The sequence below is a fragment of the Thermus amyloliquefaciens genome (assembly GCF_000744885.1).
In the GTDB taxonomy this organism is placed as follows: Bacteria; Deinococcota; Deinococci; order Deinococcales; family Thermaceae; genus Thermus; species Thermus amyloliquefaciens.
This window is the reverse complement of the sequence record NZ_JQMV01000003.1, coordinates 136298-162242: the sequence shown is the minus strand read 5'-3', so window position 1 is coordinate 162242 and position 25945 is coordinate 136298. Positions and strand designations below refer to the sequence as shown.

Annotated in this window: 27 protein-coding genes, 6 tRNA genes and 2 rRNA genes; 14 read left to right on the top strand and 21 right to left on the bottom strand. The window is 65.5% G+C overall.

Going from position 1 to position 25945, the window contains the following annotated elements; genetic code table 11:
* Positions 1-25: 25 nt before the first annotated feature.
* The 8 genes from nusG to BS74_RS01170 all read right to left on the bottom strand — a co-directional run bounded on the left by nusG (position 26) and on the right by BS74_RS01170 (position 2603).
* A complete protein-coding gene (gene nusG / locus BS74_RS01205) occupies positions 26-580 on the bottom strand; it encodes a transcription termination/antitermination protein NusG (RefSeq protein ID WP_038055318.1) in 555 nt (184 codons plus the stop codon).
* Positions 577-759: a preprotein translocase subunit SecE gene (gene secE / locus BS74_RS01200; protein ID WP_015716106.1), complete on the bottom strand. Its 183-nt coding sequence runs from the start codon at positions 757-759 to the stop codon at positions 577-579. The genes nusG and secE overlap by 4 nt, the downstream gene beginning before the upstream one ends.
* Complete coding sequence (gene rpmG / locus BS74_RS01195; RefSeq protein WP_015716105.1) at positions 759-923, bottom strand: 50S ribosomal protein L33; 165 nt, start codon at positions 921-923, stop codon at positions 759-761. The genes secE and rpmG overlap by 1 nt, the downstream gene beginning before the upstream one ends.
* Before the next feature lie 43 nt (positions 924-966).
* Complete coding sequence (tuf, locus tag BS74_RS01190) at positions 967-2187, bottom strand: elongation factor Tu (protein ID WP_015716104.1); 1221 nt, start codon at positions 2185-2187, stop codon at positions 967-969.
* 67 nt (positions 2188-2254) lie between these two features.
* Positions 2255-2330 (bottom strand) — tRNA-Thr (locus BS74_RS01185).
* A gap of 3 nt (positions 2331-2333) precedes the next feature.
* A tRNA-Gly gene (locus tag BS74_RS01180) sits at positions 2334-2409 on the bottom strand.
* 23 nt (positions 2410-2432) lie between these two features.
* Positions 2433-2518, bottom strand: a tRNA-Tyr gene (locus BS74_RS01175).
* A gap of 9 nt (positions 2519-2527) precedes the next feature.
* Positions 2528-2603: transfer RNA gene (locus BS74_RS01170), tRNA-Thr, on the bottom strand.
* Positions 2604-2673: 70 nt separating this feature from the next.
* Between BS74_RS01170 and BS74_RS01165 the strand changes: the two genes are divergently transcribed.
* Positions 2674-3969, top strand: a complete 1296-nt coding sequence (locus BS74_RS01165) for an MBL fold metallo-hydrolase (RefSeq protein ID WP_038055316.1) — start codon at positions 2674-2676, stop codon at positions 3967-3969.
* Here BS74_RS01165 and metF read toward each other — a convergent pair.
* Positions 3966-4847, bottom strand: coding sequence for a methylenetetrahydrofolate reductase [NAD(P)H] (metF, locus tag BS74_RS01160; RefSeq protein ID WP_038055314.1), 882 nt, complete (start codon positions 4845-4847; stop codon positions 3966-3968). The genes BS74_RS01165 and metF overlap by 4 nt on opposite strands.
* A 53-nt stretch (positions 4848-4900) precedes the next feature.
* Here metF and BS74_RS01155 point away from each other — a divergent pair, with 53 nt between their 5' ends.
* From BS74_RS01155 to BS74_RS01145, 3 genes are all read left to right on the top strand, one after another.
* Positions 4901-5491: a nicotinamidase gene (locus BS74_RS01155; RefSeq protein ID WP_038055312.1), complete on the top strand. Its 591-nt coding sequence runs from the start codon at positions 4901-4903 to the stop codon at positions 5489-5491.
* 153 nt (positions 5492-5644) lie between these two features.
* Positions 5645-6262 (top strand): hypothetical protein, encoded by a 618-nt coding sequence (locus BS74_RS01150; RefSeq protein ID WP_038055310.1) that lies wholly within the window; start codon positions 5645-5647, stop codon positions 6260-6262.
* Positions 6252-7055, top strand: a complete 804-nt coding sequence (locus BS74_RS01145) for a histidinol-phosphatase HisJ family protein (RefSeq protein ID WP_038055308.1) — start codon at positions 6252-6254, stop codon at positions 7053-7055. Before BS74_RS01150 ends, BS74_RS01145 begins: the two co-directional genes overlap by 11 nt.
* On the opposite strand, the gene BS74_RS01140 is transcribed toward BS74_RS01145, so the two are convergent.
* From BS74_RS01140 to crcB, 4 genes are read right to left on the bottom strand one after another with little or no spacing between them, the layout of a single operon-like run.
* Positions 7031-7300: a hypothetical protein gene (locus BS74_RS01140; RefSeq protein WP_038055306.1), complete on the bottom strand. Its 270-nt coding sequence runs from the start codon at positions 7298-7300 to the stop codon at positions 7031-7033. The genes BS74_RS01145 and BS74_RS01140 overlap by 25 nt on opposite strands.
* A complete protein-coding gene (locus BS74_RS01135) occupies positions 7272-7907 on the bottom strand; it encodes a sulfite oxidase-like oxidoreductase (RefSeq protein ID WP_038055304.1) in 636 nt (211 codons plus the stop codon). The genes BS74_RS01140 and BS74_RS01135 overlap by 29 nt, the downstream gene beginning before the upstream one ends.
* A gap of 44 nt (positions 7908-7951) precedes the next feature.
* On the bottom strand, positions 7952-8284 hold the full coding sequence (locus BS74_RS01130; RefSeq protein ID WP_038055302.1) for a DUF190 domain-containing protein: 333 nt from the start codon (positions 8282-8284) through the stop codon (positions 7952-7954).
* Between the two features lie 4 nt (positions 8285-8288).
* Entirely contained in the window at positions 8289-8666 is a 378-nt protein-coding gene (gene crcB / locus BS74_RS01125) for a fluoride efflux transporter CrcB (protein WP_038058721.1), read from the bottom strand.
* 20 nt (positions 8667-8686) lie between these two features.
* On the opposite strand from crcB, the gene ribH reads away from it, so the two are divergent.
* Positions 8687-9160 (top strand): 6,7-dimethyl-8-ribityllumazine synthase, encoded by a 474-nt coding sequence (gene ribH, locus BS74_RS01120; protein ID WP_038055301.1) that lies wholly within the window; start codon positions 8687-8689, stop codon positions 9158-9160.
* Here ribH and BS74_RS01115 read toward each other — a convergent pair.
* Positions 9147-9551, bottom strand: coding sequence for a DUF4395 domain-containing protein (locus BS74_RS01115; RefSeq protein ID WP_038055299.1), 405 nt, complete (start codon positions 9549-9551; stop codon positions 9147-9149). The two genes, ribH and BS74_RS01115, sit on opposite strands and share 14 nt — an antisense overlap.
* 70 nt (positions 9552-9621) lie before the next feature.
* Here BS74_RS01115 and pgeF point away from each other — a divergent pair, with 70 nt between their 5' ends.
* From pgeF to BS74_RS01080, 7 genes are read left to right on the top strand one after another with little or no spacing between them, the layout of a single operon-like run.
* Entirely contained in the window at positions 9622-10347 is a 726-nt protein-coding gene (gene pgeF, locus BS74_RS01110; protein ID WP_038055292.1) for a peptidoglycan editing factor PgeF, read from the top strand.
* A 16-nt stretch (positions 10348-10363) separates the two neighbouring features.
* Complete coding sequence (locus tag BS74_RS01105) at positions 10364-10864, top strand: YqeG family HAD IIIA-type phosphatase (RefSeq protein ID WP_342666031.1); 501 nt, start codon at positions 10364-10366, stop codon at positions 10862-10864.
* Entirely contained in the window at positions 10861-13527 is a 2667-nt protein-coding gene (gene pilB, locus BS74_RS01100; RefSeq protein WP_038055289.1) for a type IV pilus assembly ATPase PilB, read from the top strand. Before BS74_RS01105 ends, pilB begins: the two co-directional genes overlap by 4 nt.
* An 11-nt stretch (positions 13528-13538) precedes the next feature.
* Positions 13539-14627 (top strand): type IV pilus twitching motility protein PilT, encoded by a 1089-nt coding sequence (locus BS74_RS01095; protein WP_038055287.1) that lies wholly within the window; start codon positions 13539-13541, stop codon positions 14625-14627.
* Positions 14628-14687: 60 nt separating this feature from the next.
* Positions 14688-16097 (top strand): Asp-tRNA(Asn)/Glu-tRNA(Gln) amidotransferase subunit GatB, encoded by a 1410-nt coding sequence (gene gatB, locus BS74_RS01090; RefSeq protein WP_038055286.1) that lies wholly within the window; start codon positions 14688-14690, stop codon positions 16095-16097.
* Between the two features lie 5 nt (positions 16098-16102).
* A complete protein-coding gene (purM, locus tag BS74_RS01085) occupies positions 16103-17104 on the top strand; it encodes a phosphoribosylformylglycinamidine cyclo-ligase (protein ID WP_038055279.1) in 1002 nt (333 codons plus the stop codon).
* Entirely contained in the window at positions 17101-17730 is a 630-nt protein-coding gene (locus tag BS74_RS01080) for a histidine phosphatase family protein (RefSeq protein ID WP_038055277.1), read from the top strand. The genes purM and BS74_RS01080 overlap by 4 nt, the downstream gene beginning before the upstream one ends.
* A 27-nt stretch (positions 17731-17757) precedes the next feature.
* Here the strand turns inward: BS74_RS01080 and BS74_RS01075 are convergent.
* The 3 genes from BS74_RS01075 to BS74_RS01065 form a co-directional block, all read right to left on the bottom strand.
* Positions 17758-17833: transfer RNA gene (locus tag BS74_RS01075), tRNA-Gly, on the bottom strand.
* 11 nt (positions 17834-17844) lie between these two features.
* Positions 17845-17961, bottom strand: a 5S ribosomal RNA gene (gene rrf, locus BS74_RS01070).
* Between the two features lie 82 nt (positions 17962-18043).
* Positions 18044-20919: ribosomal RNA gene (locus BS74_RS01065) — 23S ribosomal RNA — on the bottom strand.
* A 154-nt stretch (positions 20920-21073) separates the two neighbouring features.
* On the opposite strand from BS74_RS01065, the gene BS74_RS01060 reads away from it, so the two are divergent.
* Complete coding sequence (locus BS74_RS01060) at positions 21074-21421, top strand: phage holin family protein (protein ID WP_038055275.1); 348 nt, start codon at positions 21074-21076, stop codon at positions 21419-21421.
* Here BS74_RS01060 and BS74_RS01055 read toward each other — a convergent pair.
* From BS74_RS01055 to BS74_RS01040, 4 genes are all read right to left on the bottom strand, one after another.
* Positions 21418-21849, bottom strand: a complete 432-nt coding sequence (locus BS74_RS01055) for a CBS domain-containing protein (protein ID WP_038055273.1) — start codon at positions 21847-21849, stop codon at positions 21418-21420. The genes BS74_RS01060 and BS74_RS01055 overlap by 4 nt on opposite strands.
* A gap of 48 nt (positions 21850-21897) precedes the next feature.
* Positions 21898-22704, bottom strand: coding sequence for a universal stress protein (locus BS74_RS01050; RefSeq protein ID WP_038055272.1), 807 nt, complete (start codon positions 22702-22704; stop codon positions 21898-21900).
* 9 nt (positions 22705-22713) lie between these two features.
* Positions 22714-23856, bottom strand: a complete 1143-nt coding sequence (locus tag BS74_RS01045; RefSeq protein ID WP_038055271.1) for an MFS transporter — start codon at positions 23854-23856, stop codon at positions 22714-22716.
* 89 nt (positions 23857-23945) lie between these two features.
* A tRNA-Arg gene (locus BS74_RS01040) sits at positions 23946-24022 on the bottom strand.
* 44 nt (positions 24023-24066) lie between these two features.
* On the opposite strand from BS74_RS01040, the gene BS74_RS01035 reads away from it, so the two are divergent.
* On the top strand, positions 24067-25884 hold the full coding sequence (locus tag BS74_RS01035; RefSeq protein ID WP_038055270.1) for a peptidylprolyl isomerase: 1818 nt from the start codon (positions 24067-24069) through the stop codon (positions 25882-25884).
* Positions 25885-25945 lie beyond the last annotated feature (61 nt).

Sequence of the window (25945 nt, the reverse complement as noted above, 5' to 3'; positions counted from 1 at the left end):
CCCAAGTTGGGGGTGCAAGCGCCTCCTAAGCCTTGACCACCTGGGAGAAATCCAGCTCCACCGGGGTCTCGCGCCCGAAGATGGTGACCATGACCTTGACCTTGCCCTTTTCCGGGTTGATCTCGGTCACGGTGCCGGTAAAGTCCGCAAAGGGGCCGGAAACCACCCGGACCTGATCCCCCTCCCGAAAGGCCACCTGGGCCTTGGGGGCCTCCTTCCTCCCCAAAAGCCCCGACACCTCCAGGATGTGCCGCACCTCGTCGGGGGAAAGGGGCACCGGCTTATGCCCTGCCCCCACGAAGCCGGTGATGCCCGGGGTACCCCGCACCACCTCCCAGGCCTCGTTGGGTTCCTCCTCATCCCCCAGGTCCATCTGCACAAAAAGATAGCCGGGGAAGAGCTTCTTCTTGACGACCTCCTTCTTGCCCCCCTCGCGGAGTTCCACCACCTCCTCCGTGGGAATGAGCACCTGGAAGATCTTATCCTCCATGCCGAAGGCCTTAACCCGCTTCTCCAGGTTGGCCTTGGCCTTCTCCTCCTGCCCCACGTAGGTGTGGACCGCGTACCATTCAATGCTCATCGCACAAGCCCTATCAGGAACCGGAAGACAAGATCGTAGAATCCCAAGATCACCATGGCCACCACGGTGAAGACCAGGATGGCCTGGGTACCCTCCACGATCTGCTCCCGCGTGGGCCAGGTAACCCGGGCGAGCTCGGCCCGGGCTTCCTGGAAGTAGCGAACAATCCGGGTAAACATCAGACTTTCACTTCCTTGTGCACCGTGTGCTTATCGCACCAGGGGCAGTACTTCTTCAGCTCCAGCTTGGTGGTGGTGTTGCGCTTGTTCTTCTCGGTGGCGTAGTTGCGGCGCTTGCATTCGGTGCACTCCAGGAGGATTTTGATGCGGACTTCGCTGGCCATGGTTCACCTCCTTTCCTCGAGGGGCGGCTAGCCGCCCCCAAGCTTACTCCAGGATCTTGGTGACCACGCCGGCGCCCACGGTCCGCCCACCCTCACGAATGGCAAACCGCAATCCCTCCTCCAACGCCACCGGCTTGATCAGCTCCACCGTAAACGTCACGTTGTCCCCCGGCATCACCATCTCCACCCCCGAGGGCAACTCCACCACCCCCGTCACATCCGTCGTCCGAAAGTAAAACTGCGGACGGTACCCAGAAAAAAACCCCGTGTGCCGGCCCCCCTCCTCCTTCTTCAAGATGTACACCGAGGCCTCAAACTTCGTGTGCGGCGTAATGCTCCCGGGCTTCGCCAGCACCTGGCCCCGCTCCACTTCCTCCCGGCTTACACCCCGGAGCAACAAACCTACGTTGTCCCCAGCAATCCCCTCCTGCAGCGTCTTACGGTGCATCTCCACACCCGTCACCACCGTCTTCCGCGTCTCAGGAGCCAAACCCACAATCTCCACCTCGTCCCCAACCTTCACCTTCCCACGCTCAATACGACCCGTGGCCACCGTCCCACGACCCGTGATCGTAAACACGTCCTCCACCGGCATCAAGAACGGCTTGTCCACGTCCCGCACCGGCGTGGGTATGTACTCGTCAATGGCGTCCAACAACTCCCAAATCTTATCCACCCACTCGTTCTCCCCACGCTTCGTCTGGGGATTCTTGTGCATCTGCTCCAGCGCCAAAAGCGCGCTCCCGCGAATCACCGGAACCTCGTCCCCAGGAAATTCGTACTGGTTCAGGAGGTCCCGCACCTCCATCTCCACCAGGTCCAAAAGTTCCGGGTCGTCCACCATGTCCACCTTGTTCATGAACACCACGATGTACGGCACCCCCACCTGGCGGGCCAGCAAAATGTGCTCCCGCGTCTGGGGCATCGGCCCGTCCGCCGCCGATACCACCAAAATCGCCCCGTCCATCTGGGCCGCACCCGTGATCATGTTCTTGATGTAGTCCGCGTGACCCGGGCAGTCCACGTGCGAATAGTGCCGCTTCGCCGTCTCGTACTCCACGTGCGCCGTGTTGATGGTAATCCCCCGCGCACGCTCCTCCGGCGCCTTGTCAATCTCCCCGTAGTCCTTCACCTCCACGTTCGGGTTCTCCGCCGCCGCTACAAACGTCAGCGCCGCCGTCAACGTCGTCTTCCCGTGGTCCACGTGCCCAATCGTCCCCACGTTCACGTGAGGCTTCGTACGGATAAACTCGCCCTTGGCCATGGTTCCTCCTTCTTTCTTGCACGCAAAAGCCGCCCTGGGGGCCCTACGCCCAGGGCAGACAAAAAGATGGAGCTCGCGGCCGGGCTCGAACCGGCGACCTCACCCTTACCAAGGGTGTGCTCTACCTGCTGAGCTACGCGAGCTCGTGGAGCGGGAGACGGGACTCGAACCCGCGACCCTCGGCTTGGGAAGCCGATGCTCTACCAACTGAGCTACTCCCGCATGGGGTGTGCTGGGCACACCTTTGGTGGGCAGGGCTGGATTCGAACCAGCGAAGGCATACGCCAACGGTTTTACAGACCGTCCCCTTTGGCCGCTCGGGCACCTGCCCACGCCCGCTTGGAGCCACCCAGGGGAGTTGAACCCCCAACCCCCCGATTACAAGTCGGGTGCTCTGCCAGTTGAGCTAGGGTGGCAGGACGGGGGATAGGACCCTGTCCGAGGGAATAGGCTAACACACCCTAAGGCCAGTGTCAAGATAAAGGCATGCGCATCGTACCTTTTGGGGCCGCACGGGAGGTCACGGGAAGCTGCCACCTCCTCTTGGCCGAGGGCAGGCGGATCCTCCTGGACTGCGGCATGTTCCAGGGGCAGGGGGAAGAGAGGAACCACGCCCCTTTTGGCTTTGACCCCAAGGCGGTGGACGCGGTGGTCCTCACCCATGCCCACCTGGACCACGTGGGCCGTCTACCCAAGCTCTTCCGCGAGGGCTACCGGGGGCCGGTCTACGCCACCCAGGCCACCCTTTCGCTGATGCGGATCGTCCTCGAGGACGCCTTGAAGGTCATGGAGCCGCCCTTCTTCCAGGAGGGGGACGTGGAAGCGGTCTTCCGCCACACCCGCCCCCTGGAGTACGGGGAGTGGCTCCGCCTGGGGGATTTGACCCTGGCCTTTGGCCAGGCGGGGCACCTTCCGGGAAGCGCCTTCGTGGTGGCCCAGGGGGAAGGGAAGACCCTGGTCTACAGCGGGGACCTGGGCAACCGGCAAAAGACCGTTCTCCCCGACCCCTCCCCACCCCCCAAGGCGGACCTGGTCCTCTGCGAGGGCACCTATGGGGACCGGCCCCACCGCTCCTTCGCCGCCACGGTGGAGGAGTTTTTGGCGATTTTAGAAGGCACCCTGGGCCAAGGGGGCAAGGTCTTCATCCCCTCCTTTGCCGTGGAGCGCGCCCAGGAGATCCTATTCCTCCTCCATGAGAACGGCCACCGCCTGCCCGAGGCCCCCATCTACCTGGACTCCCCCATGGCCGAGGAGGTCCTGGACCTCTACCCCAGGCTGGTGCGCTACTTCAGCGAGGAGGTGCGGGCCCACTTCCTGGCGGGGAGGAACCCCTTCCGCCCCCGGGGGCTCCGGGTGGTGGAAACCAGGGAGGAGTCCAAGGCCTTGAACCGCGAGCCCGGCCCCATGGTCATCATCGCAGGAAGCGGCATGCTCACCGGGGGGCGGATCCTCCACCACCTGAAGCACGGCCTTTCCGATCCGAAAAACGCCCTGGTCTTTGTGGGCTACCAGCCTCGAGGCGGCCTGGGCGCCGAGATCCTCCAAAGGCCCGAGCGCATCCGGATCCTGGGGCAGGAGGTGCCCCTAAGGGCCAGCGTCCACACCCTGGGCGGCTTCTCCGGGCACGCGGGGCAGGACGAGCTTCTGGAATGGCTTCAGGATCAGTCCCGGGTGGCCCTGGTGCACGGGGAGGAGGAGAAGCTTCGCGAGCTTCAGGGGCTTCTGAGCCAGCGGGGCCAGGCCGCCCACCTGGCCGCCTTCGGAGAGGCCATGGAGGTCTAAGGCCTCGGCTTAAGGCCCAGCCGCTCCAGGACCATGCGGGTGGCGGGGCTTTTGTTGAGGGTGTAAAAGTGCACCCCCTCCACCCCAGCCCGCAAAAGCTCCGCCACCTGACGGGTGGCGTGCTCCACCCCGATCTCCAGGACGGCCTTGGGGTCATCCTGGTGCCTCTCCAGCTGGGAGAGGAGGGGGCCGGGAATGCTGGCCCCGCAGACCTCGGTGAAGCGGCGAAGCTGGGCGTAGCTGGTGATGGGCATGATGCCGGGAAGGATGGGGATTCCTATGCCCATGCGCCTCGCCCTTTCCAGGAAGCCAAAATAGTGGGCGTTGTTGAAGAAAAGCTGGGTGATGGCGAAGTCCAACCCCGCCTCCACCTTGGCCTTGAAGTGGAGGAGGTCGGCCTCGAGGCTCGCGCTTTCCGGATGCCCCTCGGGGTAGGCGGCCCCGCCCACGGAGACCCCTTCCCCGTACCGCTCCCGGATAAAGGCCACCAACTCCGAGGCGTAACGGAACCCCTCCGGATGGGGTCTAAAGACCCTTTCCCCTTGCGGGGGATCCCCCCGAAGGGCCAGGATGTTCTCCACCCCCACCTCCAGGAAGCGGTCCAGGACCTCCGCCACCTCCTCCCGGCTCTGCCCGGCCACGGTGAGGTGGGCAAGGGCATTCAGATCCATCTCCAGGATGCGCCTGGCCCAAAGGACGCTCCGCTCCCTGGTGCTCCCCATGGCCCCGTAGGTGATGGAGACGAAGGCGGGCTGGAAGCCCTTAAGCTCCCTTATGGAGCGGAAAAGGGCCTCCTCCCCCTCCGGGGTCTTGGGGGGGAAGAACTCAAAGGAGAAAAGGGGCCCCTTGCGCGCCTTAAGGAGGTCCCGTATTTTCATGCGCTAGAGTGTAGCCCCTCCCCTCCCCCCGGTCAAGGTGGCAGAATGGGGGTATGGTAGAGGTTCCGGAAATCCCCAAGGTGGAAAGCCTGGAACTCCCCGCCAAGGAGACCGCCCTAATCGTGGTGGACATGCAGAACGACTTCGCCCATCCCCAAGGGGCCCTTTTCGTACCGGACGCCCCCAAAAGCGTCCCCGCCATCCGGCTCCTTCTGGAAAGGGCACGGCAGGCGGGGGCAAGGGTGGTCTACACCCAGGACTGGCACCGGGAGGACGATCCCGAGTTCCAGATCTGGCCCCGGCACGCGGTGGCCGGCACCTGGGGGGCGGAGATCCTGGAGGAGCTCCGCCCCGAACCGGGGGACCTGGTCGTCCAGAAGGTGCGCTACGACGGCTTCTACGGCACCTCCTTGGACCACTACCTGCACCTTTGGGGGGTGAAGAACGTGGTGGTCACGGGCACCGTGGCCAACATCTGCGTCCTGCACACCGCGGGCTCCGCCGCCCTTCGCTGGTACCGGGTGGTCCTTCCCGAGGACGCCACCAGCGCCCTCACCCCCTTTGACCTCCAGGCCGCCCTGCGCCAGATCACCTTCCTCTACCAGGGCAAGGTCACCCGGGCCGAAGGGGTGCGCTTTGTTTGAACCCCCGGCCTCCGTGCTGGGCCTGAGGCGCTCCGAGGCCTTTCCCATGGGGGATCTGGGGCCACGCCTTAAAGCCCAGGGCCCCTTGGGCGGGAAAACCCCGGCGCTTCCCGCCCTTGGCGGGGCCTGGCGTGGCCGCCCGGCTTGGTACCCATGGCGAACCCGGGATTAACCCCCTTGGTCCAGGCGGAAGCCCCAGGGGAGGTCCTTCTCCTGCGGCAGGCCCAAGACCTGGGCTTCCCCGTGGGAGAAACCTGGGTGGTGGAGCTTTGGGAGGAGTTCGCCCGCCTCAACAACCTTGCCGAGCGCATCGGAAGGCTTTTTCAGGGGGTCTTTGGCGTGCGCATAGACGAGGATAGGCTCCTTCTGGCGGCGGAAGAAGCGGAACGGGCCGTGCGGGAAAGCTATCTCCTCCCCGAGCGGGCGGAGACCTTCCTGGAAGCCCTTGGAGGCAGGGGGCCCTTCCTCGTGCGGCGGGCAGGGGAGGGAGTCTACCGCCCGGCCCAGACCCCAAAGGAGGCCCTTTTCGCCCTGAAGCGGCTTTGGGCGGAGGCCTTCCGGGTGGAAGCCCTCTTGGAACGCTACCCCACCCTTTTCCCCCCATCCCTGCCCGTCCTGGTGCAGGAGGTGCCCACCCTCCCCCCGCCCGAAGGGGGGCTCCTGGAGGACCCCTTCCTTTCCCTGGACCTTTCCCAGGCCTTGGGGCAAAGGGTGATCGCCTACACCTGGGAAGGGGTCCTCCTTCGGGTAGAATCGTCAAGTGCTGGATAGCCACGTCCACACCCCTCTTTGCGGCCATGCCCAGGGGACCCCAGGGGAGTACCTGTTTCACGCCCAAAAAGCAGGGCTAAAGGGCCTGGTCTTCACCGACCACAGCCCCATGCCCCCCTGGTACGACCCCCAAAGCCGCATGCGCCTCGAGGCCCTCCCCTTCTACCTCCTGGCCCTGGAAAGGGTCCGGGAGGAGCACCCGGACCTCTACGTGGGGATTGGCCTCGAGGCCGACTTCCACCAGGGCACGGAGGAATTCGTGCAGACCCTGCTTCGGGGCTACCCCTTTGACTACGTGATCGGCAGCGTCCACTACCTGGGGGCCTGGCCCCTGGACCATCCCGACCACCAGGAGGAGTACACCTGGCGGGAGCTGAAGGGGATCTTCCAAGCCTACTTTCAAGAGGTGGAAAAAGCGGCGCGAAGCGGTCTCTTCCACGCCATCGGCCACCTGGACCTCCCCAAAAAGTTCGGCCACCGCCTGCCGGAGGAAGCCCTGGTGGAACTGGCCGAACCCGCCCTGAGGGCCGTGGCGGAGGAGGGGCTTTGCCTGGACGTGAACACCGCCGGGCTAAGGAACCCGGCCAAGGAGATCTACCCGGCCCCCGCCCTCCTAAGGCGGGCCCGGGAGCTCGGGATCGGGGTGGTCCTGGGCTCCGATGCCCACCAACCCCACCAGGTGGGGTACGCCTTTAGGGAAGCGGTGGACCTCCTCCTGGAGCTGGGATACCGGGAGGCCCATTACTTCCGAGGAGGAAAAGCGCAAACCTATCCCCTGTCCAGGGCCTCGTAGACCCGGTTCCTCAGGGCGCCCAGGTCCAGGTCATCCCGGCTTCCCGAGGCCTTCTCGTAGGCCCTCACCGCCGCCACCAACCGGGAAAAGGCCTCGGCGCAGGGATCGGGAGCAGGGGCCTCGTACTCCATAAAGGTGACCCGATCGTAGTCCTCCGCGTACTCCTCCTCCTCTGCCTTCACGCACTCCCAGTAGCGGCGCAAGGCCTCCTCCACCTCAAGGCGAGCCCCTTCCAGAGCCGTCATCCTTCCCTCCTTTCCGGCTTTGAAACCTCAGGCTGGCCGCAGGGATAGGGCCTTCCTGGAAGCGCTCCTCCCGCCAGGGGTCGCCCCGGAAGTGGTAGCCCAACTTCTCCCAAAAGCCCAGCTCCAGGTGGTCCAAAAGCTCTATGCCCCTCACCCACTTGGCGCTTTTCCAGGCGTAGAGGTGGGGCACCAGAAGGCGCACCGGGCCGCCCCTTTCAGGGGGCAGGGGCTTGCCGAAAAGGGTGTGGGCCAGGAGCACGTCCTCCCGCAGGAGGTCCTCCAGGAAGAGGTTGGTGGTGTAACCCCCGTAGCAGTGGACCAGGGCCGCCACCGCCTGGGGCTTGGGCCTGGCCCTCCACAAAAGATCCTTCACCCGCACCCCCCGCCAGGCCACGTCCAGGCGGCTCCAGCGGGTCACGCAGTGGAAGTCCCGGGTTACCTCCACCTGGGGCAGGGCCAGGAGGTCGGCGTAGGTAAGGGTGAAGGGCGCCTCCACCAAGCCGAAGAGGGAAAACCGCCACCCCTCGGGGGAAACCCGGGGTTCCTCCCCGTAGGTGAGGATGGGGAAGCGCTCCGTGACCACTTGGCCTGGGGGGATCCTCTCCATACCCCCAGGCTAGACCGGCCTTGGGGGAGAAAAAGCGCCCTGGATCACCGGCTCTGGTAGCGGATCACCTCCACCTTCTCCAAGGTGACCAAGCCCTCCTTGACCATCTCGTCCAGCACGGGCAGGAAGGCCCGGATCTTCTCCTCGGTGTCCACGATCTCCACCATCACCGGCAGGTCCTCGGAAAGCTGGAGCACCTTGGCGGTGTGGATGCGGGAGTGGGCGCCAAAGCCCATGAAGCCCTTGAACACCGTGGCCCCCGCCAGTCCCCGGCGCTTGGCCTCGAGGACGATGGCCTCATAAAGAGGCCTTCCCCCATGCCGGTCCGACTCCCCCACGAAGATGCGCAGGAGCTTGGCCTCCCCTTCCAGCCTCATACCCCTAGGCTACCAGGGCCCCACCCAGGCGGTAGCCCAGCAACACCAGAAAAAGGCCCAGGACGACGCTGGCAAGAACGTACACCAAGGCCCGCCACACCTCGCCGTCCTGGAGGAGGGCCAGGGTCTCGTAGCTAAAGGTGGAGAAGGTGGTGAACCCCCCCAGCACCCCCACCGCCAGGAAGATCCGCCCCTCCCCGGAAAGGGCCCCCTCCAGGGAAAGACGGATCACCAGGCCGATCAGGAGGCTACCCAGGGCGTTGATCAGAAGGGTGCTGTAGGGAAAGCTGGGCCCGGTGAGGGCCTGCACCCAGGCCCCAAGCCCGTAGCGCAAGAGGGAGCCCAAGGCTCCCCCCAAGGCCACCAGGAGATACCGCTCCACCCCCAAAGTATATTGGGGCCATGAAGCCCAAGACCCTCTCCCCCATCCTCACCGCCAAGGGGGTGCGCCTGGCCATCGCCGTGGGCCGGTTCAACGAACGGGTGACCAAGATGCTCCTGGAAGGGGCCCTGGAGGCCTACGCCCGCCTGGGCGGGGACCCCGCCGAGGTGCTGGTGGCCTGGGTGCCCGGCTCCTTTGAGCTTCCCCTGGTGGCCAAGCGCCTGGCCCTGCGCCCCGATGTGGACGCGGTGGTGGCCCTGGGGGCGGTGGTACGGGGGGAAACTCCCCATTTTGAGTACGTGGCCGCCCAGGCCGCCAGCGGCCTCATGCAGGCCATGCTCCAGACGGAAAAACCCATCGTCTTCGGCGTCCTCACCACCAACACCCCGGAGGAGGCCCAGGAAAGGGCCGGGGGCAAGGCGGGGAACAAAGGGGCCGAGGCGGTCTTTACCGCCATCGAGATGGTGCGCCTTCTGGAGGCTATTTCCCGGTAAAAAGCGCCCGGGCGTAGCGCAGGTGCAGGTAGAGGAAGCACCCCAGGCAGAAGCCGAAGGCCAGGTTGACGAAGGCCAAAAGGGCCACCAACAAGGCCAGGGCGTACCCCACCCCTTTGAGGCCCAGGAGGAGGCAAAAGGAGGCAAGCCCCAAAAACACCGCCCCCAGGGTGCGGGCGAAGCGGTGGGGCCTGGGGTCCTCCTCCACCAGCCTAGGGGGGAGACCCAGGACCCGCTTCAGGGCCACCATCAGGTCCCAAGGGGTGTGCTGGCTCACCATGAGGAGGAAAAGGAGATAGACCAAAAGGGGTAGATCCAGAAGCGCCGCCAGGGGCAGAAGGAGGGTGAGAAGCACCTGGTTGAAACGGAGCTGGTTCCGGTCCGTCCTCATGGGCCCAGTATACACCTGAGCCTGTAAAGGATAGGGGTAAGGCGGCGGCATCCCAGGGCACAATAGGAACATGCTCCCCCTCCTCACCACCCCGCTACCGGTACCCCATGGCTTCACCACCCGCCTGGGCGGGATTTCGGAAGGCCCCTTCGCAAGCCTCAACCTCTCCGCGGCCACCGGGGACGACCCCGAAAGGGTGGCCGAGAACCAGAGGCGGGTCCTGTCCCTCTTCGGCCACCCACCGGTGGCCGGGCTTAGGCAGGTGCACGGAACGGAGGTCCACCTGGTGGAAGGCCCTGGGGTTTGGGAAGGGGATGGCCTCCTCACCCAGACCCCCGGCCTCCTCCTGCGGGTGGGGGTGGCGGACTGCTACCCCCTTTTGCTGTACCACCCGGCAGGGGCGGTGGCGGCCCTGCATGCCGGCTGGCGGGGGGTGGTGGGGGGCATCCTGCCCAAAGCCCTGGCCCTCCTGGAGGGCCTGGGCCTGGACCCAAAGGAAGCCCACCTGGCCATCGGTCCGGGCATCGGAGGGGGGTGCTACCAGGTGGGGGAGGAGGTGGCAGAGGTCTTCCAACAGGCCGGCCTGCCCACCTTCACCCCCGATCCCAAGGCCCCTGGCAAGTACCTTCTGGACCTGGAGAAGGCCCTTCTCCTTCAGGCCAAGCGGGCGGGGCTGAAGGAAGAGCGCATCTACCGGGTGGGCCTATGCACCCACTGCGAACCCACCCTCTTCTCCCACCGCCGGGACCAGGGAAAGACGGGGCGGATGTGGGGGTTGGTGATGCTCCCCCGTTAAGGGGCCGTTCACCCGCCTGTGCCACAATAAGGCTATGCTCTTCCCGCGGGCGGTCCTTCCCTCTCTCCTTCACCTAACCCCCGGGTGGCTCGAGGAACGGGGCCTTAAGGGGGTCATCCTGGACCTGGACAACACCCTCTTGCCCTACGGGGAGGAGGAACCCTTACCGGAACACCAAGCCTGGTTGGAGGCCTTAAGGGCCAAGGTGCCCATCTACCTCCTCTCCAACGCCCTACCCGAGCGCTTCGCCCGGATCCGAGGAAGGCTTGGCCTCCCCGGCCACGCCCCAGCCCTCAAACCCTGGCTTGGGTTTAGGAGGGCCCTGGAAGCCCTGGGGCTGCCCGCCCGGGAAGTGGCGGTGGTGGGGGATCAGGTGTTCACCGATGTCCTTGGGGGCAACCTGGTGGGGGCCTACACGGTTTTGGTGCCCCCCTTGCGGGAAAAGGAATTCTTTTACACCCGTTTCATACGGGCGTTGGAAGCTCCATTTAGAAGACCGCGGGGAGGACTGGAATGAGCGTGCTGACCATAGGGGACAAACGGCTAGGGGCCATCCTGCTGGATGCCGGCCTCCTCACCGACGAGGAGCTCCAGATGGCCCTGGAAAAGCATCGGGAGGTGGGGGGTTCCTTGGCGGAGGTCATCGTGGACTCGGGGCTCCTTTCGGAAAGGCGGATCGCCCAGGCCATCGAGGACCACTTCGGCATCCCCCTGGTGGAACTGCACACCCTGGATATCCCTCCCAAGGTGAAGGCCCTTCTGCCGGCGGAAAAGGCCAAGGAGCTCCAGGCCATCCCCTTCGCCCTGGACGAGGAGGCGGGGGTGGTGCGGGTGGCCTTTGTGAACCCCCTGGACACCTTGAGCCTGGAGGAGGTGGAGGACCTCACCGGGATGGTGGTGGAGCCCTACCAGGCCACCAAGAGCGCCTTCCTCTATGCCTTGGCCAAGAACTACCCGGAGCTCGGCCTACCCCTACCCCCTCCCCCCAGTGGCCCCAGCCGGGAGGAGTTGAAGGTGGGCGAGCTCCTGGTGCGAAAGGGCCTTTTGGACCGGAGCCTCTTGGAGGAGGCCCTGGTGGAGCAGGAAAAGACCGGGGATCTCCTGGGCCGCATTCTGGTGCGAAAGGGGGTGCCCGAGGAAGCCCTCTACCGGGTTTTGGCGGAGCAACGGGGCATGGAGTTCCTCCCCACCACCCAAGGCCTCTCCCCCGACCCCGCCGCCGCCAACCTGCTCCTCCGCTCCGATGCCCTGCGCTATAGCGCCGTACCCGTGGGGTTCAAAAACGGGGAGGTGGAGGTGGTCCTCGCCGACCCCCGGCACCGGGAAGCGGTGGCGGAGCTTTTGGGCCAGCCCGCCCGTTTCCTCCTCACCCTACCCAAGGAGTGGGAATCCCTTTTCCACCGGGCCTATCCCGAGAAAAGCCGCCTGGGGGAGGTCCTGGTCCAGGAAGGCCGCCTGAGCCGCGAGGGGCTACGGGAGGCTTTGGAGGTGCAAAAGCGCCTGCCCAAGGCCAAGCCCCTGGGGGAGATCCTGGTGGAGCTCGGCCTGGCCCGGCCCGAGGACGTGGAGGAGGCCTTGAAAAAGCAACGCCAGGGGGGAGGGCGCCTCGAGGACACCCTGGTGGCCTCAGGCAAGCTCAAGCCCGAGGCCCTGGCCCAGGCGGTGGCCGCCCAGCTGGGCTACGCCTACATCAACCCCGAGGAGAACCCCCCAGACCCCGGGGTCGCCCTCCTCATCCCCGAGGACCTGGCCCGGCGGTACGGGGTCTTCCCCCACCACCTGGAGGGCAAGGCCCTGGTCCTCCTCATGAAGGACCCCAGGAACATCCTGGCCCTGGACGACGTGCGCCTGGCCTTGAAGCGCAAGGGCCTGGCCTACGAGGTGGTCCCCGCCGTGGCCACGGAAGGGGCCATCACCAAGCTCATCGAGCGCTTCTATGGCAAGGAGGAGCTGGGGGAGATCGCCAAGGAGCTCTCCAAGGGCTATCAGGAAGAGGAAGCCATTACCCCCGAGCTGGACGAAAGCGCCGCCCAGAAGTTCGTCAAGCAGGTGATCCGGGAAGCCTATCTCCAGGAGGCCTCCGACATCCACATCGAACCCCGGCAGGCCGATGTCCTGGTGCGCCTGCGCATCGACGGCGCCTTGCGCCAGTACACCACGCTGCCCAAAGGGGCCCTAAACCCCATCATCAGCGTGGTCAAGATCATGGGGGGCCTCAACATCGCCGAAAGACGCCTGCCCCAGGACGGGCGGGTGCGCTACCGGGAAGGTTCCATCGACCTGGACCTGCGCCTTTCCACCCTGCCCACGGTCTACGGGGAAAAGGCGGTGATGCGCCTCCTGAAAAAGGCCGCGGACATACCCGAGATCGAGGGGTTGGGCTTCGCCCCGGGGGTCTTTGAGCGCTTCCAGGAGGTGATCCACAAGCCCTACGGCATCTTCCTCATCACCGGGCCCACGGGAAGCGGCAAGAGCTTCACCACCTTCTCCATCCTCAAGCGCATCGCCACCCCCGACAAAAACACCCAGACCATTGAGGATCCCGTGGAGTACGAGATCCCCGGCATCAACCAGACCCAGGTGAACCCCCAGGCTGGCCTCACCTTCGCCCGGGCCCTCAGGGCCTTCCTCCGGCAGGACCCGGACATCATCATGGTGGGGGAGATCCGGGACTCGGAAACCGCCAAGATCGCCACCGAGGCCGCCCTCACCGGGCACCTGGTGATCGCCACCCTGCACACCAACGACGCCGCCCAGGCCATCACCCGCCTGGACGAGATGGGGGTGGAGCTCTTCAACATCTCCGCCGCCCTCATCGGCGTTCTCTCCCAGCGCCTGGTGCGGAAGGTCTGCGACCACTGCAAGGTGGAGGTGAAGCCCGACCCGGAGGTCCTGCGGCGCCTGGGCCTTTCCCCGGAGGAGATCCAAGGGGCCAAGCTCTACAAGGGCATGGGGTGCGAGCGCTGCGGGGGAACCGGCTACAAGGGACGCTACGCCATCCACGAGCTCTTGGTGGTGGACGACGAGATCCGCCACGCCATCGTGGCCGGCAAGTCGGCCACGGAGATCAAGGAGATCGCCAGGAGGAAGGGGATGAAGACCCTGCGGGAAGACGGCATCTACAAGGCCCTCCAGGGGATCACCACCCTCGAGGAGGTCCTGGCGCGTACCATTGAGTAAAGGAGTGAGCCATGGCCAAAACACCGGACATCGTGGACCTGCTGACCCTGGCGGTGGAACGGGGGGCCAGCGACCTGGTGATCACCGTGGGCCTCCCCCCCATGCTCAAGGTGGACGGGGAGTTCCACCCCACGGAGTACGAACCCCTCTCCCCCCAGGACACCCGCCGCCTCATGTACGCCCTCATGGACGAAAAGCAACAGCGGGTCTTTGAGGAGGAGAAGGAGCTGGACTTCTCCTTCAGCCTCCCGGGCAAGGGGCGCTACCGGGTGAACGTGTTCCTGCAACGGGGGAGCGTGGGGGGGGTCCTAAGGGTGGTCCCCGCCACCATCAAGAGCTTTGAGGAGCTGGGCCTGCCCAAGAACATCGCCGACATCGCCTTGAGCCCCAGGGGCCTGGTCCTGGTCACGGGGCCCACCGGGTCGGGGAAGAGCACCACCCTGGCCTCCATGATCGACTACATCAACGAGCGCAGGCCCGTGCACATCGTGACCATCGAGGACCCCATAGAGTTTTTCCACCGGCACAAGAAGGCCATCATCAACCAGCGGGAAATCGGCTCCGACACCCATGGCTTCCACAAGGCGCTTCGAAGCGTCCTCCGCCAGGCCCCGGACGTGATCCTGGTGGGGGAGATGCGGGACTACGAAACCATCGCCGCCGCCATCACCGCCGCCGAGACCGGGCACCTGGTCATGGGCACCCTGCACACCAACTCCGCCCCCGAAACCATCGACCGCATCATCGACGTCTTCCCGGAAAACCAGCAGGAGCAGGTGCGGGTGCAGCTTTCCAACAACCTGGTGGCCGTCCTCACCCAGCAGCTTCTGCCCAAGGCCTTCGGAGGAGGGCGGGTCCTGGCCTACGAGCTCATGATCGCCACCCCGGCGGTGAGGGCCCTGATCCGGGAGGGCAAGAGCCACCAGCTCAGGAGCGTCATCCAAACCGGGGGCCAGTACGGCATGATCACCATGGACGCCTGCCTGGCGGACCTCTACAGGCGCAAGCTCATCACCTATGAGCTGGGCCTCTCGCGGGCGGTGGACCCCAAGGAGTACATGCGCCTGGCGGGGGTCCAGGAAGGGGCCAAGCGCCCCTAGGGCCACCCCGGCGAAAGCCTTAGGCCCCCTCGCCCCCGGGGGCTTGGTAAACTTTAGGCCATGTACGAGGCGGTGATCGGCCTCGAGGTCCACCTGCACCTCAAGACCCGGACCAAGGCCTTCTGCGGCTGCAAGGCGGACTACTTCGGCGCCCCCCCCAACACCCACACCTGCCCCGTCTGCCTGGGTCTTCCCGGGGCCCTTCCCGTGCCCAACCAGAAGGCGGTGGAGTTCGGCCTGAGGCTGGCCCTGGCCCTGGGCAGCCGGGTGCCGGAAAGGCTTCTCTTCCACCGCAAGAACTACTTCTACCCCGACCTGCCCAAGAACTACCAGATCAGCCAGTACGACCTGCCCCTGGGCCAGGGGGGAAGCCTCCCCTTAGGGGAAAGAAGCGTGCGCATCAAGCGCCTCCACCTGGAGGAGGATGCCGGGAAGAGCCTCCACCTGGAGGACCGAACCCTCCTGGACCTGAACCGGGCGGGAAGCCCCCTGATCGAGCTGGTCACCGAGCCCGACCTAAAAACCCCTGAGGAGGCCCGGCTCTTCCTCCAGCGCATCCAGGCCCTGGTCCAGACCCTGGGCATCTCCGAGGCCAGCCCCGAGGAGGGCAAGCTCCGGGCCGACGTGAACGTCTCTGTGCGCCGCGCGGGAGAACCCTTGGGCACCAAGGTGGAGATCAAGAACCTGAACTCCTTCAAGAGCGTGCAGAGGGCCCTGGAGTACGAGATCCGCCGCCAGACCGAGATCCTAAGGCGGGGGGAGAGGGTCAAGCAGGCCACCATGGGCTTTGAGGAGGGAAGCGGCAAGACCTACCCCATGCGCACCAAGGAGGAGGAGGCCGACTACCGCTACTTCCCCGAGCCCGACCTCCCCCCGGTGCCCATCTCCCGGGAATGGCTCGAGGCCATCCGGAAAGACCTCCCCGAGCTTCCCTGGGAGAAGGAAAGGCGCTACCTGGCCCTGGGGATCAAGGCCCAAGACGCCGAGGTCCTGGCCTACACCCCCGCCCTCGCCCGCTTCCTGGACCGGGCGCTGGAACTGGGGCTCGCCTCCCCTCAGGCCCTGGCCAACTGGCTTTTGGCGGACGTGGCCGGGCTTTTAAACGAACGGGGCCTATCCCTGGAAGAGACCCGCCTCACCCCGGAAGGCCTTTCCCGGCTGGTGGCCCTTTTTGAGCGGGGGGAGATCACCAGCCGGGTGGCCAAGGCCCTCCTGCCCGAGGTCCTGGAGGGGCTGGACCCCGAGGCCCTGGTGCGGGAGCGGGGGCTAAGGGTGGTGGCGGACGAGGCCGCCCTAAGGGCGGTGGTGGGGGAGGTCCTCCAGGCCATGCCGGAAGCCGCCGAGAGCGTGCGCCAGGGGAAGCTCAAGGCCCTGGACGCCCTTTTGGGCCAGGTGATGCGGAGGACCAAGGGCCAAGCCAAGCCCGACCTGGTGCGCAGGCTCCTCCTCGAGGCCCTTGGGGTAGGATAGGGGCGATGCGCTACGAGGAGGCCGGGGTCCACATCGAAGCCAAGGCCGAGGCCCTGAGGCGGGCCAAGGAGGCCATCGCCGCCACCTACACGAAGGAGGTGCTACGGGGGCTTGGGGCCTTTGGGGGGCTTTTTGACGCCAAGGCCCTCACGGGGATGCGCCACCCCGTCCTGGTGGCCACCACGGACGGGGTGGGCACCAAGACCCTCCTGGCCCTCGAGGCGGGGGATGTGTCCGGCCTGGGCTTTGACCTGGTGAACCACTCGGTGAACGACCTCCTTTGCCAAGGGGCCACCCCCCTTTTCTTCATGGACTACCTGGCGGCGAGCCGCCTAGAAGAGGGCGTTCTGGCCGCACTCCTCGCCTCCTTGGCCGGGGCCTGTAAGGCCCTGGGCATCCCCCTCCTGGGAGGGGAAACCGCCGAGATGCCCGGGGTCTACCGGGAAGGGGCCTGGGATGTGGCCGGCACCCTGGTGGGGGTGGTGGAGAAGGAGGCCATCCTAGGCCCCGAGCGGGTCCAAGAAGGGGACGTCCTCCTGGCCCTCCCCTCCTCCGGCCCTCACACCAACGGGTACTCCCTCATCCGCAAGGTGGTGGAGGGCCTGGACCTGGAGGCGCCCGTGCCGGAGCTGGGGGAAAGCCTAAAGGCGGCCCTCCTCCGTCCCCACCGGGCCTACCTGGAGGAGTTCCTCACGCTTAGGGAAGCGGGCGTAGAGATCCACGCCATCGCCCACATCACCGGGGGCGGCCTTCCGGAAAACCTCCCCCGGGCCCTCCCCGAGGGCCTAGGGGCGGAAATCCGCAAGGGAAGCTGGCCCATCCCCCCCATCTTCCCCTACCTGCAACGGAGGGGAAACATACCGGAGGAGGAGATGTACCGGGTCTTCAACATGGGCCTGGGCCTGATCCTCGTCCTGCCGGAGGGGGATGCGCAGAGGGCCCAGGCCCTGTTGGAAGGCTTCCCCATCGGACGGGTGGTGCCAGGCACGGGGATCCGATGGGTATGAAGGAGCTCTGGCTCATCCGCCACGGGGAAACCGAGTGGAACGTCAAGAAGCGCTTTCAAGGCCACCTGGACGTCCCCCTGTCCCCCGCGGGGATCGGGCAGGCCTTCCGCCTGGCCCAGCGGCTTTTGCGAAGCCAACTCTCCTTTGCTGGGCTCTTCTCCTCCGATCTCCGCCGGGCCCGGGAAACCGCCGAGCCCCTGGCGGCGGTGCTGGGCCTACCCCTGAAGACCACACCCCTTCTACGGGAAATCGACGTGGGCGCACTCGCCGGGCTGAGCCGGGAGGAGGCGGAGGCGCAGTACCCCGAGTTCGTGCAAGCCGCCCGCGAGGACCCCTGGCACACCGCCCGCCCCGGTGGGGAAAGCATGGCGGACCTGGCCCGGCGCCTGGAGGCCTTCCTCGAGACGCTCCCACCCGGCCGTCACCTCCTGGTGACCCACGGGGGCGTCATCCGCGCGGCCCTGAAAATGGCCTTGGACCTGGAAGGCGATGCCTGGAGGCGCTTCCACATCCCCAACACCTCCATCACCCGCATCCTCCTCCCCGAACGGGAGGTCCTCGCGGTCTCCGATAGCGCCCACCTGGAAACCTGGGCGGACTGGCTTTCCGACGAAAGCGTCAAATAAAAAACCCCGGGCTAACCCGGGGTTCCTTGGAGCGGGAGACGGGACTTGAACCCGCGACCCCGACCTTGGCAAGGTCGTGCTCTACCGACTGAGCTACTCCCGCATGGAAAAAATCCCCCGCACCGACCTACTCTCCCAGGACCCTGCGGTCCCAGTACCATCGGCGCTGGCGCGTTTCACTTCCGTGTTCGGAATGGGAACGGGTGGTTCCACGCCGCTATGGGCACGGGGGATTCTCGTGTTTTGCCTTTCAAAATTCCACGCCACCCTTGGGGGGCGGGGGAGCTTGGCTGGGGTGGACATCAGGGCAAAAAGGGTCAAGACCTCGGACGATTGGGACCGGTCGGCTCAACGCCTCGCGGCGCTTACACCCCCGGCCCATCCACCGGGTCGTCTTCCCGGGTCCTTACCGGCTTGCGCCGTGGGAGGCCTCATCTTGGGGCGGGTTTCCCGCTTAGATGCTTTCAGCGGTTATCCCTCCCGCACATGGCTACCCAGCGTATGCCCCTGGAGGGACAGCTGGGAAACCAGAGGTGCGTCCCTTCCGGTCCTCTCGTACTAGGAAGAGCCCCCCTCAAGCCTCCTGCGCCCGTGGCGGATAGAGACCGAACTGTCTCACGACGTTCTGAACCCAGCTCGCGTGCCGCTTTAATGGGCGAACAGCCCAACCCTTGGGACCTTCTTCAGCCCCAGGATGCGACGAGCCGACATCGAGGTGCCAAACCTCCCCGCCGCTGTGGACGCTCGGGGGAGATCAGCCTGTTATCCCCGGGGTAACTTTTATCCGTTGATCGATGGCCCTTCCACACGGGACCACCGGTTCACTAGGCCCGGCTTTCGCCCCTGCTCGGCTTGCAGGCCTCACAGTCAGGCTCCCTTCTACCCTTGCGCTCTCCGGCGGATTTCCGTCCCGCCTGAGGGAACCTTTGGGCGCCTCCGTTACCCTTTAGGAGGCGACCGCCCCAGTCAAACTGCCCGCCAAGCGCTGTCCCCAATCCCTTGGGTTAGGCCCCCAGCCGCATCAGGGTGGTATTTCACCGGCGCCTCCACCGCCCCCGAAAGGGCGGCTTCACAGGCTCCCACCTATCCTACGCAGACGCGACCAAGAGCCAACACCAGGCTGCAGTAAAGCTCCACGGGGTCTTTTCGTCCTGCCACGGGTAGGCCGCATCTTCACGGCCAGTTCAATTTCACCGGGTCCCTCGCCGAGACAGCGCTCCGGTCGTTACGCTTTTCGTGCAGGTCGGAACTTACCCGACAAGGAATTTCGCTACCTTAGGACCGTTATAGTTACGGCCGCCGTTCACCGGGGCTTCGGTTCAGGGCTTGCACCCCTCCCCTTGACCTTCCGGCACCGGGCAAGCGTCGCTCCCTATACCTCCCCTTACGGGTTCGCAGAGAGCTGTGTTTTTGGTAAACAGTCGCCAGAGCCTGTTCACTGCGGCTCCCCTCGCAGGGAGCACCCCTTCTCCCGAAGTTACGGGGCTAACTTGCAGAGTTCCTTGGCGAGGGTTCTCCCGCGCGCCTGAGTGCTCTCGCACCCGCCCACCTGTGTCGGTTTGCGGTACGGGTTCCTGCGGGTTGTGCTTAGAGGCTTTTCTTGGCTCCCTGGCTTCAGGAGGTTGTCACCCTCACGGGCTTCCCCACCACGCAGAGCTCGCGGGAGGTGGATTTGCCTGCCCCCCACCCTGCGCTTCTGGCCGGGCTCAGCCATGGCTCCGGTCTCCCTAGCCTAGAGCGTCCCCCCATCGCACCCGCAGGAAGGGCCGGAATATTAACCGGCTGTCCTTCGGCTACGCCTCTCGGCCTCACCTTAGGTCCCGCCTAACCCTACGCTGACGACCATTGCGTAGGAACCCTTGGGCTTACGGCGACAGGGATTCTCACCCTGTTTATCGTTACTCATGCCGGCATTCGCACTTCCCTTACCTCCAGCCGCCCTCGCGGACGACCTTCATCGGCATCGGGAACGCTCCCCTACCGCCTGGGGGATAACCCCCCAGACCCGCAGCTTCGGCGCTGGGCTTAAGCCCCGATCATTTTCGGCGCAGCGTCACTCGACCAGTGAGCTATTACGCACTCTTTAAAGGATGGCTGCTTCTAAGCCAACCTCCTGGCTGTCTCAGCGACGCCACATCCTTTCCCACTTAGCCCAGACTTCGGGACCTTAGCTGGCGGTCTCGGTTGTTCCCGCGCTTGGACACGGACGTTATCGCTCGCGCCCTCACTCCCAGGCTCCACCTGGGACCCTTCGGAGTTTGACAGGGTTTGGTAGGCTGGTGGGCCCCCTAGCCCTATCAGTGCTCTACAGGCCCCAGTCAGCACCTGAGGCTGACCCTAAAGTCATTTCGGGGAGAACCAGCTATCTCCGGGTTCGGTTAGCTTTTCACTCCTAACCCCAGCTCATCCGAGGGGTTTGCATCCCCCACCGGTTCGGGCCTCCACTGGGTTTCACCCCAGCTTCACCCTGGCCAGGGCTAGCTCACCCGGTTTCGGGTCCACGGCCGCGGACTCGCGCCCTGTTCGGACTCGGTTTCCCTACGCCTCCGCCTCCACGGCTTAAGCTCGCCCACGACCGTGAGTCGCCGGCTCATGCTTCAATAGGCACGCCGCAACCCCCAAAGGGGCCGCGACTGCTTGTAAGCCCACGGTTTCAGGCTCTATTTCACTCCCCTCCCGGGGTTCTTTTCACCTTTCCCTCACGGTACTGGTCCACTATCGGTCACCCGGAGTACTTAGCCTTAGGCGGTGGTCCGCCCAGATTCCCCCATGGCTCCACGAACCACAGGGTACTCGGGTACCCTCACCTATCCCCTCCCCTTTCGCCTACAGGGCTTTCACCTTCTCTGGCGCTGCTTCCCAACAGCTTCGGCTAGGATCAGGGATTCGGTATCCGAGGGCCCCACAACCCCGCCCGGACAAGCCGGACGGTTTAGGCTCTTCCCCTTTCGCTCGCCGCTACTCAGGGAGTCGCTTTCGCTTTCCTCTCCTCTGGGTACTGAGATGTTTCAGTTCCCCAGGTTCCCCCCGCTAAAAGCGGTGACCCGTGTTCCCACGGGCCGGGTTCCCCCATTCGGACATCCAGGGATCAACGCCCGCTACCGGCTCCCCCTGGCTTATCGCAGGTAGCCACGTCCTTCATCGGCTCGGGTGCCAAGGCATCCACCGTGGGCCCTTAGCATCTTGACCCTACAAGACCGCTCGCGCGGCCTTAACTCACCTATTCCTCCACCCCAGCTTTCAAGATCCCCCGCCGCCCCATCAGGCAGCGCAAAGAAAAAACTACCAGACCCGAGCACCACTGTCAAGGGGGGTGGGCGGGGTCTTGGGGTAAGCTAAGGCCGTGCGTGGCCTATTGGCTAGGCTTTTCCTAAACACCCTGGCCCTTTGGACGGTGAGCCTGGTATACCCAGGGGTTTCCTTCGCCCGGGAAGCGGGGCTTCTGGACTACCTGGTGGCGGGGGCCGTGTGGGGGCTGGCCAACGCCCTGCTCCGACCCCTCCTCCTTTTCCTGACCCTACCCCTCAACCTTTTGACCCTGGGGCTTTTCACCTTGGTGGTTAACGGGATGGTGCTCTACCTGGTGGCCCAGGCCACCGCCCTCGAGGTGCACGGGTTCGCCGGAGCCCTGGTTGGAGCCCTGATCCTATCCCTGGTGAGCCTTTTCCTTACCTGGCTGTTGCGGGATTAGCGGTTTTCCATCACGTAGCGGGAAAGCTCCTCGATCAGGACCTCCTGCTGGGTGATGATGGCCTTGACCGCATCCCCGATGGAGATCACCCCGACCACCCTGCCCCCCTCCAGGACCGGCAGGTGGCGCACCCGGTGCTCGGTCATCAGGCGCATGGCCTCCTCCAAGGAGGTCTCGGGGGTCACGGTCACCACCTCACGGCTCATGACCTCCTCCACCCGGGTGTCCTTGGAAAACCGGCCCAGGAGGACCAGCTTGCGGGCATAGTCCCGCTCGGAGAAGACGCCAAGAAGCCTATCCCCCTCCATGACCAAAAGGGCCCCGATGTCGTGCTCGGCCAGCTTCTTGAGGGCCTCCAACACCGTGGCCTGGGGGTGGACGCTATAAGCCCCTACCCCCTTGCGCAACAGGACCTGGCGAACGGTCATACAACCCCCTTTCCTTTAGGGGTTCATTATACCAGACCGCGAGGACACTTATCGCACGGTGAGCACTGGCCCCACCGCGTGGCGCACCACGTGTTCGGCGGTGCTTCCCAGCACCAGGCGGCGCACCGGCGCCCCCAAGGCCAGGAGATCCGAAGGGGTTTGCAAGGACAAAAGGTGCTCCGCGGGATCGCCCGAGAAGGCTAAGGGTTCCACCCGGATCCCTTGGTCCTGGAGGTAGGTCTGGGCCTCGAGGGCCCAAGCCCCGGCCTGCACGGGGTCATCGTGCACGCTCACCACCCGGACCGGAAGCCCCAGGGATTTGGCCAAAGGGGCCAGGATGTGCAAGGCCCGCACCGCGCTTTCCGAAGCGTTGTAGCCCAGGATGGCCCCCTCGATCTCCACGTGGTCGGTGGGGGCTACCAGAACCGGCGTGGACGAGGTCCTCAGGACCCTGTCCACGGTGCTCCCCAGGCCCGTGAAGCTCCCCCCGTGGGCTTCCCCGCTCCGGCCCATGACCAGAAGGTCCGCGGTGCGGGCGTGGCGCAGGATCACCTCGTGGGGCACCCCGGTTTCCATGTGGACCTCCACCTGAAGCCCCGCCTCCTCGGCGCTTTTACGGATGCGCTCCAATAGCGCCTCGCCGTAGGCGGAAAGGGCCTTTTCCAGCCCTTCCCGATGGGCCGGCACGGGAACGGTGAGGGCGCCGAAGTCCAGGAGCTCCAGGGCCCGGACGAGGCGGGCGTCCCGCACATACAGGGCCACCAGCTTGGCGGAAAGCTTGTAGCAAAGCCACTCCGCCAGCACCTCCGCCCCCCGGGCCTGGGGAGAGCCGTCCGTGGCCAGGAGAATCCTCATGGGACCATCTTAACGCCCCTCGCCCTGAGCTGGGCCCGGCTCCCTCACCCCTTGGGCCAGGACCCAGGCGGGCAGGATCAGGACCCCTAGGGCCAGGAGAACCGGCATCACGCCAAACACCTCTATCAGGTGCCCTATGGGGGCGTAGAAAAGTCCGGCAAAACCCCAGGTGAAGCCCATGAGAAGACCCGAAACCGTGGCCGTTTGGCCGGGTTCCAGCTCCTGGGCCAAGGCCACGGCCACCGGGATGCCCGCGTTCATCAAGGCCCCGGTCAGGGCCAAAAGCGCCAGGTAGGACACGCCTCCTGGGGGCAGGAAAAGGAGGCCCAGGTACAGGGGCAACCCGAAGGTCAAGGTCCCCAGCAACACCGCCTTCCGCCCCAGGCGGTCGGAAAGGGTCCCCCCCAGGAAGGCGCCCAAGGTGGCGGAGAAACTGTAGGTGGAGAGGCTTAGGGCAGTGTAGGCATCGGAAAGGCCCTTCTGGGTAAACCAGTAGGGCAAGGTGGTGGAGAAGCTCATAAACACCAGGCTCCTTAAGGTGGCCATCCCCCATAGCCGGGCCACATCCCCGCGAAACACCCTCAGGAAATCCCCAAAGCCTGCAGGCCTCCCCTGCCGCCGCACCGGGGGAAGGCGCAAAAGCAGCAGGGCGGGAAGCAGGGCCAAAGGGGTCAGCCAGAAAAGGCCCTTAAGCCCCCAGGCCTCCACCGCCAAAAGGGCCACCACCGGCCCCAAGGAGAGGCCCAGATACCCCGCCGAACCGAAAAAGGAAAGCCAAAACCCCCTCCGCTCCTTGGGGGCGAACTCCCCCACCAGGCTAGCCCCCGAGGCGTGAAAAAGGGCCGACCCCAGGCCGGCAAGCCCCAGGATCAAAAGGAGGACCTCAAACCGGGGCCAAAGGCCCAAAGAGCCCATACCCAGGGCCACCAAGACCGGACCCAAGGCCGCCAACACCCTCCGGTCCAGGCGGTCCGCCATAAGGCCCGCCAAGGGCTGAAGCAGGCTTCCGGTCAGGGAGTAAACGGAAACCAAAAGCCCCACCGTCCCCAGCCCTACGCCAAAATGGGCCATCAGCTTGGGCAAAAGGGGGGTGAGAAAGTTGGAGAAGAGGTCGTTGACGGTGTGGAGCCAGGCCAAGAGAAGGGGCAGCACCCTCCCATGCTAAACCCCTTTCTCATGGGGGGTGTGTTACAATTCCTTCGTGCTTGTGGGCTTTCCGGTTGGCGGGGGAAAAAGAAAAATGGCGCGCCCGAGAGGACTCGAACCTCTGACCTTCGGCTCCGGAGGCCGACGCTCTATCCAGCTGAGCTACGGGCGCACTCAGCGGGAAATATCCTAGCACGCTCAGGAGGAGGCGGTCAAGTGTTCGGTATCAGCAAGAAAGCCATCACCATCCTTTTCGGTCTTCTGGCCTTGGCCTTTGCCGTGGGGGCCATCCTCCTTTTCACCCCCCAAGCGGGACAGCAGGCGCGGGGCAAGCCCGTGCTGTGGGTGAACGGGAAGGCGGTCTACGAGCTGGATCTCCTCAGGCTCCAGGGCAACGACCCTCTTTATGCCGCAAACCCCCAGGGGCTTCTTAAGTCCCTGGTGGACACCCACTTCCTGGAGCAGGTCATCCTCACCGAGGCCCTCAAGCAGGACGCTGCCCGGATCCGGGTGGGCAGCGCCGAGGTGCGCAAGGAGGTGGACCGCATCAAGGAGCAGTTTGGCCTAAAGGACAAGAAGGCCTACGACCAGTTCCTCAACCAGGTGGGGTACACGGATGCCCAGCTCAGGAACGAGGTAAAAACCCAGCTGCAGATCCAAAAGCGCCTCGAGCAGATCCGCTCCGCGGCCAAACCCACCCCGGAAGAGGTGCGGTTCTACTTTGAGGTCCACCAGGAGGACTACAAGGGCGAGGCCCGGGTGAAGGCCCGCCAGATCGTGGTGGACGACGCCAAGCTGGCGGCAGAGCTTCTGGCTAAGGCGAAGGCTGGGGAGGACTTCGCCGCCTTGGCCAAGCAGCACTCCAAGGTGGGCGCCGAGCAAGGGGGGGCCCTGGGGGCGGCACCGGGGACCAGCGAGCCCAAGCCCGTGACCAAGGTGGTCTTCCCCGAAAAGGTGGCGGAGGCGGTCTTCGCCCAGAAGGGGCCGGGCCTGGTGGGGCCCATAGAGGCGGGGGGGCGGTACTACCTGGTGCAGGTGGAGGAGTACCTCCCCCCCAAGGCGCCCTCCTTTGAGGAGGTCAAGGAGCAGGTGGAGAAGGACGCCCAGGAAGCCAAGGGGAACGGGGCCCTCGAGGCCTACCTGGAGGAGCTTCGCCGCAAGGCCCAGGTGCGCTTCGCCGAGGACAGCCCCTACAGCTACAAGAACCCTCCCGTGGCCGAGGTGGGCGAGAGGGAGATCCTGCTGAGCGAGGTCCTCCAGCCGGTTTTCGCCAACCAGCAGACCGCGGCCCTCATCCAGCAGGGCCTGGGCGAGCTGGCGGTGCAGTTCTTCCTGCCCCAGACCCTGGAAAGCCTCATCGACCGCGAGCTCCTGGTGGAAGCCGCCAAGAAGAGCGGCAAGCCCTTTATCGGCTCCAAGGACCAGATCGCCCAGGCCTACCTCCTTTACGAAACCCGGGGCCTCACCGCCACCGAGGAGGAGGCCCGCAGGTTCTATGCGGAGAACCCGGGCCTTTTCACCGTGCCCGCCAGCGCCGAGGTGACGGGGGTGGTCTTCAAGGCCGAGGCCAAGGCCAAGGCCTTCCGGGAAGCCGCCCTGAGGGGTGGGGACCTAGAGGCCCTGGCCAAGGCCCAGGAGGGCACGGTCACCGAGTACGGCACCGTGAACCCCAACGAGCTCCCCGCCGTGCTGGACCGCCTGGTCTTCAAGGTAAAGGAAACCTTCCCCAAGGGCCCCTTGGGCGAGGTCAGCGAGGTGGTCAAGCTGGAAGACGGCACCTTTGCGGTTCTCGTCATCCGCAACCGCAAGCCGGAGGTGCTCAAACCCTTCGCGGAGGTGGAGGACCAGGCCAAGGAGGGGGTCATCAACCGCAAGCGGCAACAGCGGGCCCAGGCCCTTATCCAGGAGCTGCGTAAGGCGGCCAAAATAGAAAACCGCTTGAGCCAGGTGCTGGCGGAGCTGACCCCCAAAACCCAGGAGCCGGAGAAAGCCCCCACGGAGGAGGCCCCTAAGGAGTCCCCTTCCAAGCCCTAAGTGTCCCTGCCCGGGGGTGGCCACAAGCTACCACGGGGCACGGAGTTTTGGGGAGGCCCAA

Coding starts and splice junctions, on each gene's coding strand:
- BS74_RS01115 (WP_038055299.1), bottom strand. CDS start 9,551: ATGAGGACGGACCGGAACCAGCTCCGTTTCAACCAGGTGCTTCTCACC.
- rpmG (WP_015716105.1), bottom strand. CDS start 923: ATGGCCAGCGAAGTCCGCATCAAAATCCTCCTGGAGTGCACCGAATGC.
- pgeF (WP_038055292.1), top strand. CDS start 9,622: ATGCTCCCCCTCCTCACCACCCCGCTACCGGTACCCCATGGCTTCACC.
- BS74_RS01130 (WP_038055302.1), bottom strand. CDS start 8,284: ATGAGGCTGGAAGGGGAGGCCAAGCTCCTGCGCATCTTCGTGGGGGAG.
- BS74_RS01050 (WP_038055272.1), bottom strand. CDS start 22,704: ATGAGGATTCTCCTGGCCACGGACGGCTCTCCCCAGGCCCGGGGGGCG.
- BS74_RS01155 (WP_038055312.1), top strand. CDS start 4,901: ATGGTAGAGGTTCCGGAAATCCCCAAGGTGGAAAGCCTGGAACTCCCC.
- tuf (WP_015716104.1), bottom strand. CDS start 2,187: ATGGCCAAGGGCGAGTTTATCCGTACGAAGCCTCACGTGAACGTGGGG.
- metF (WP_038055314.1), bottom strand. CDS start 4,847: ATGAAAATACGGGACCTCCTTAAGGCGCGCAAGGGGCCCCTTTTCTCC.
- BS74_RS01150 (WP_038055310.1), top strand. CDS start 5,645: ATGGCGAACCCGGGATTAACCCCCTTGGTCCAGGCGGAAGCCCCAGGG.
- BS74_RS01135 (WP_038055304.1), bottom strand. CDS start 7,907: ATGGAGAGGATCCCCCCAGGCCAAGTGGTCACGGAGCGCTTCCCCATC.
- BS74_RS01055 (WP_038055273.1), bottom strand. CDS start 21,849: ATGACCGTTCGCCAGGTCCTGTTGCGCAAGGGGGTAGGGGCTTATAGC.
- BS74_RS01095 (WP_038055287.1), top strand. CDS start 13,539: ATGGCCAAAACACCGGACATCGTGGACCTGCTGACCCTGGCGGTGGAA.
- gatB (WP_038055286.1), top strand. CDS start 14,688: ATGTACGAGGCGGTGATCGGCCTCGAGGTCCACCTGCACCTCAAGACC.
- pilB (WP_038055289.1), top strand. CDS start 10,861: ATGAGCGTGCTGACCATAGGGGACAAACGGCTAGGGGCCATCCTGCTG.
- nusG (WP_038055318.1), bottom strand. CDS start 580: ATGAGCATTGAATGGTACGCGGTCCACACCTACGTGGGGCAGGAGGAG.
- secE (WP_015716106.1), bottom strand. CDS start 759: ATGTTTACCCGGATTGTTCGCTACTTCCAGGAAGCCCGGGCCGAGCTC.
- ribH (WP_038055301.1), top strand. CDS start 8,687: ATGAAGCCCAAGACCCTCTCCCCCATCCTCACCGCCAAGGGGGTGCGC.
- purM (WP_038055279.1), top strand. CDS start 16,103: ATGCGCTACGAGGAGGCCGGGGTCCACATCGAAGCCAAGGCCGAGGCC.
- BS74_RS01165 (WP_038055316.1), top strand. CDS start 2,674: ATGCGCATCGTACCTTTTGGGGCCGCACGGGAGGTCACGGGAAGCTGC.
- BS74_RS01140 (WP_038055306.1), bottom strand. CDS start 7,300: ATGACGGCTCTGGAAGGGGCTCGCCTTGAGGTGGAGGAGGCCTTGCGC.
- BS74_RS01080 (WP_038055277.1), top strand. CDS start 17,101: ATGAAGGAGCTCTGGCTCATCCGCCACGGGGAAACCGAGTGGAACGTC.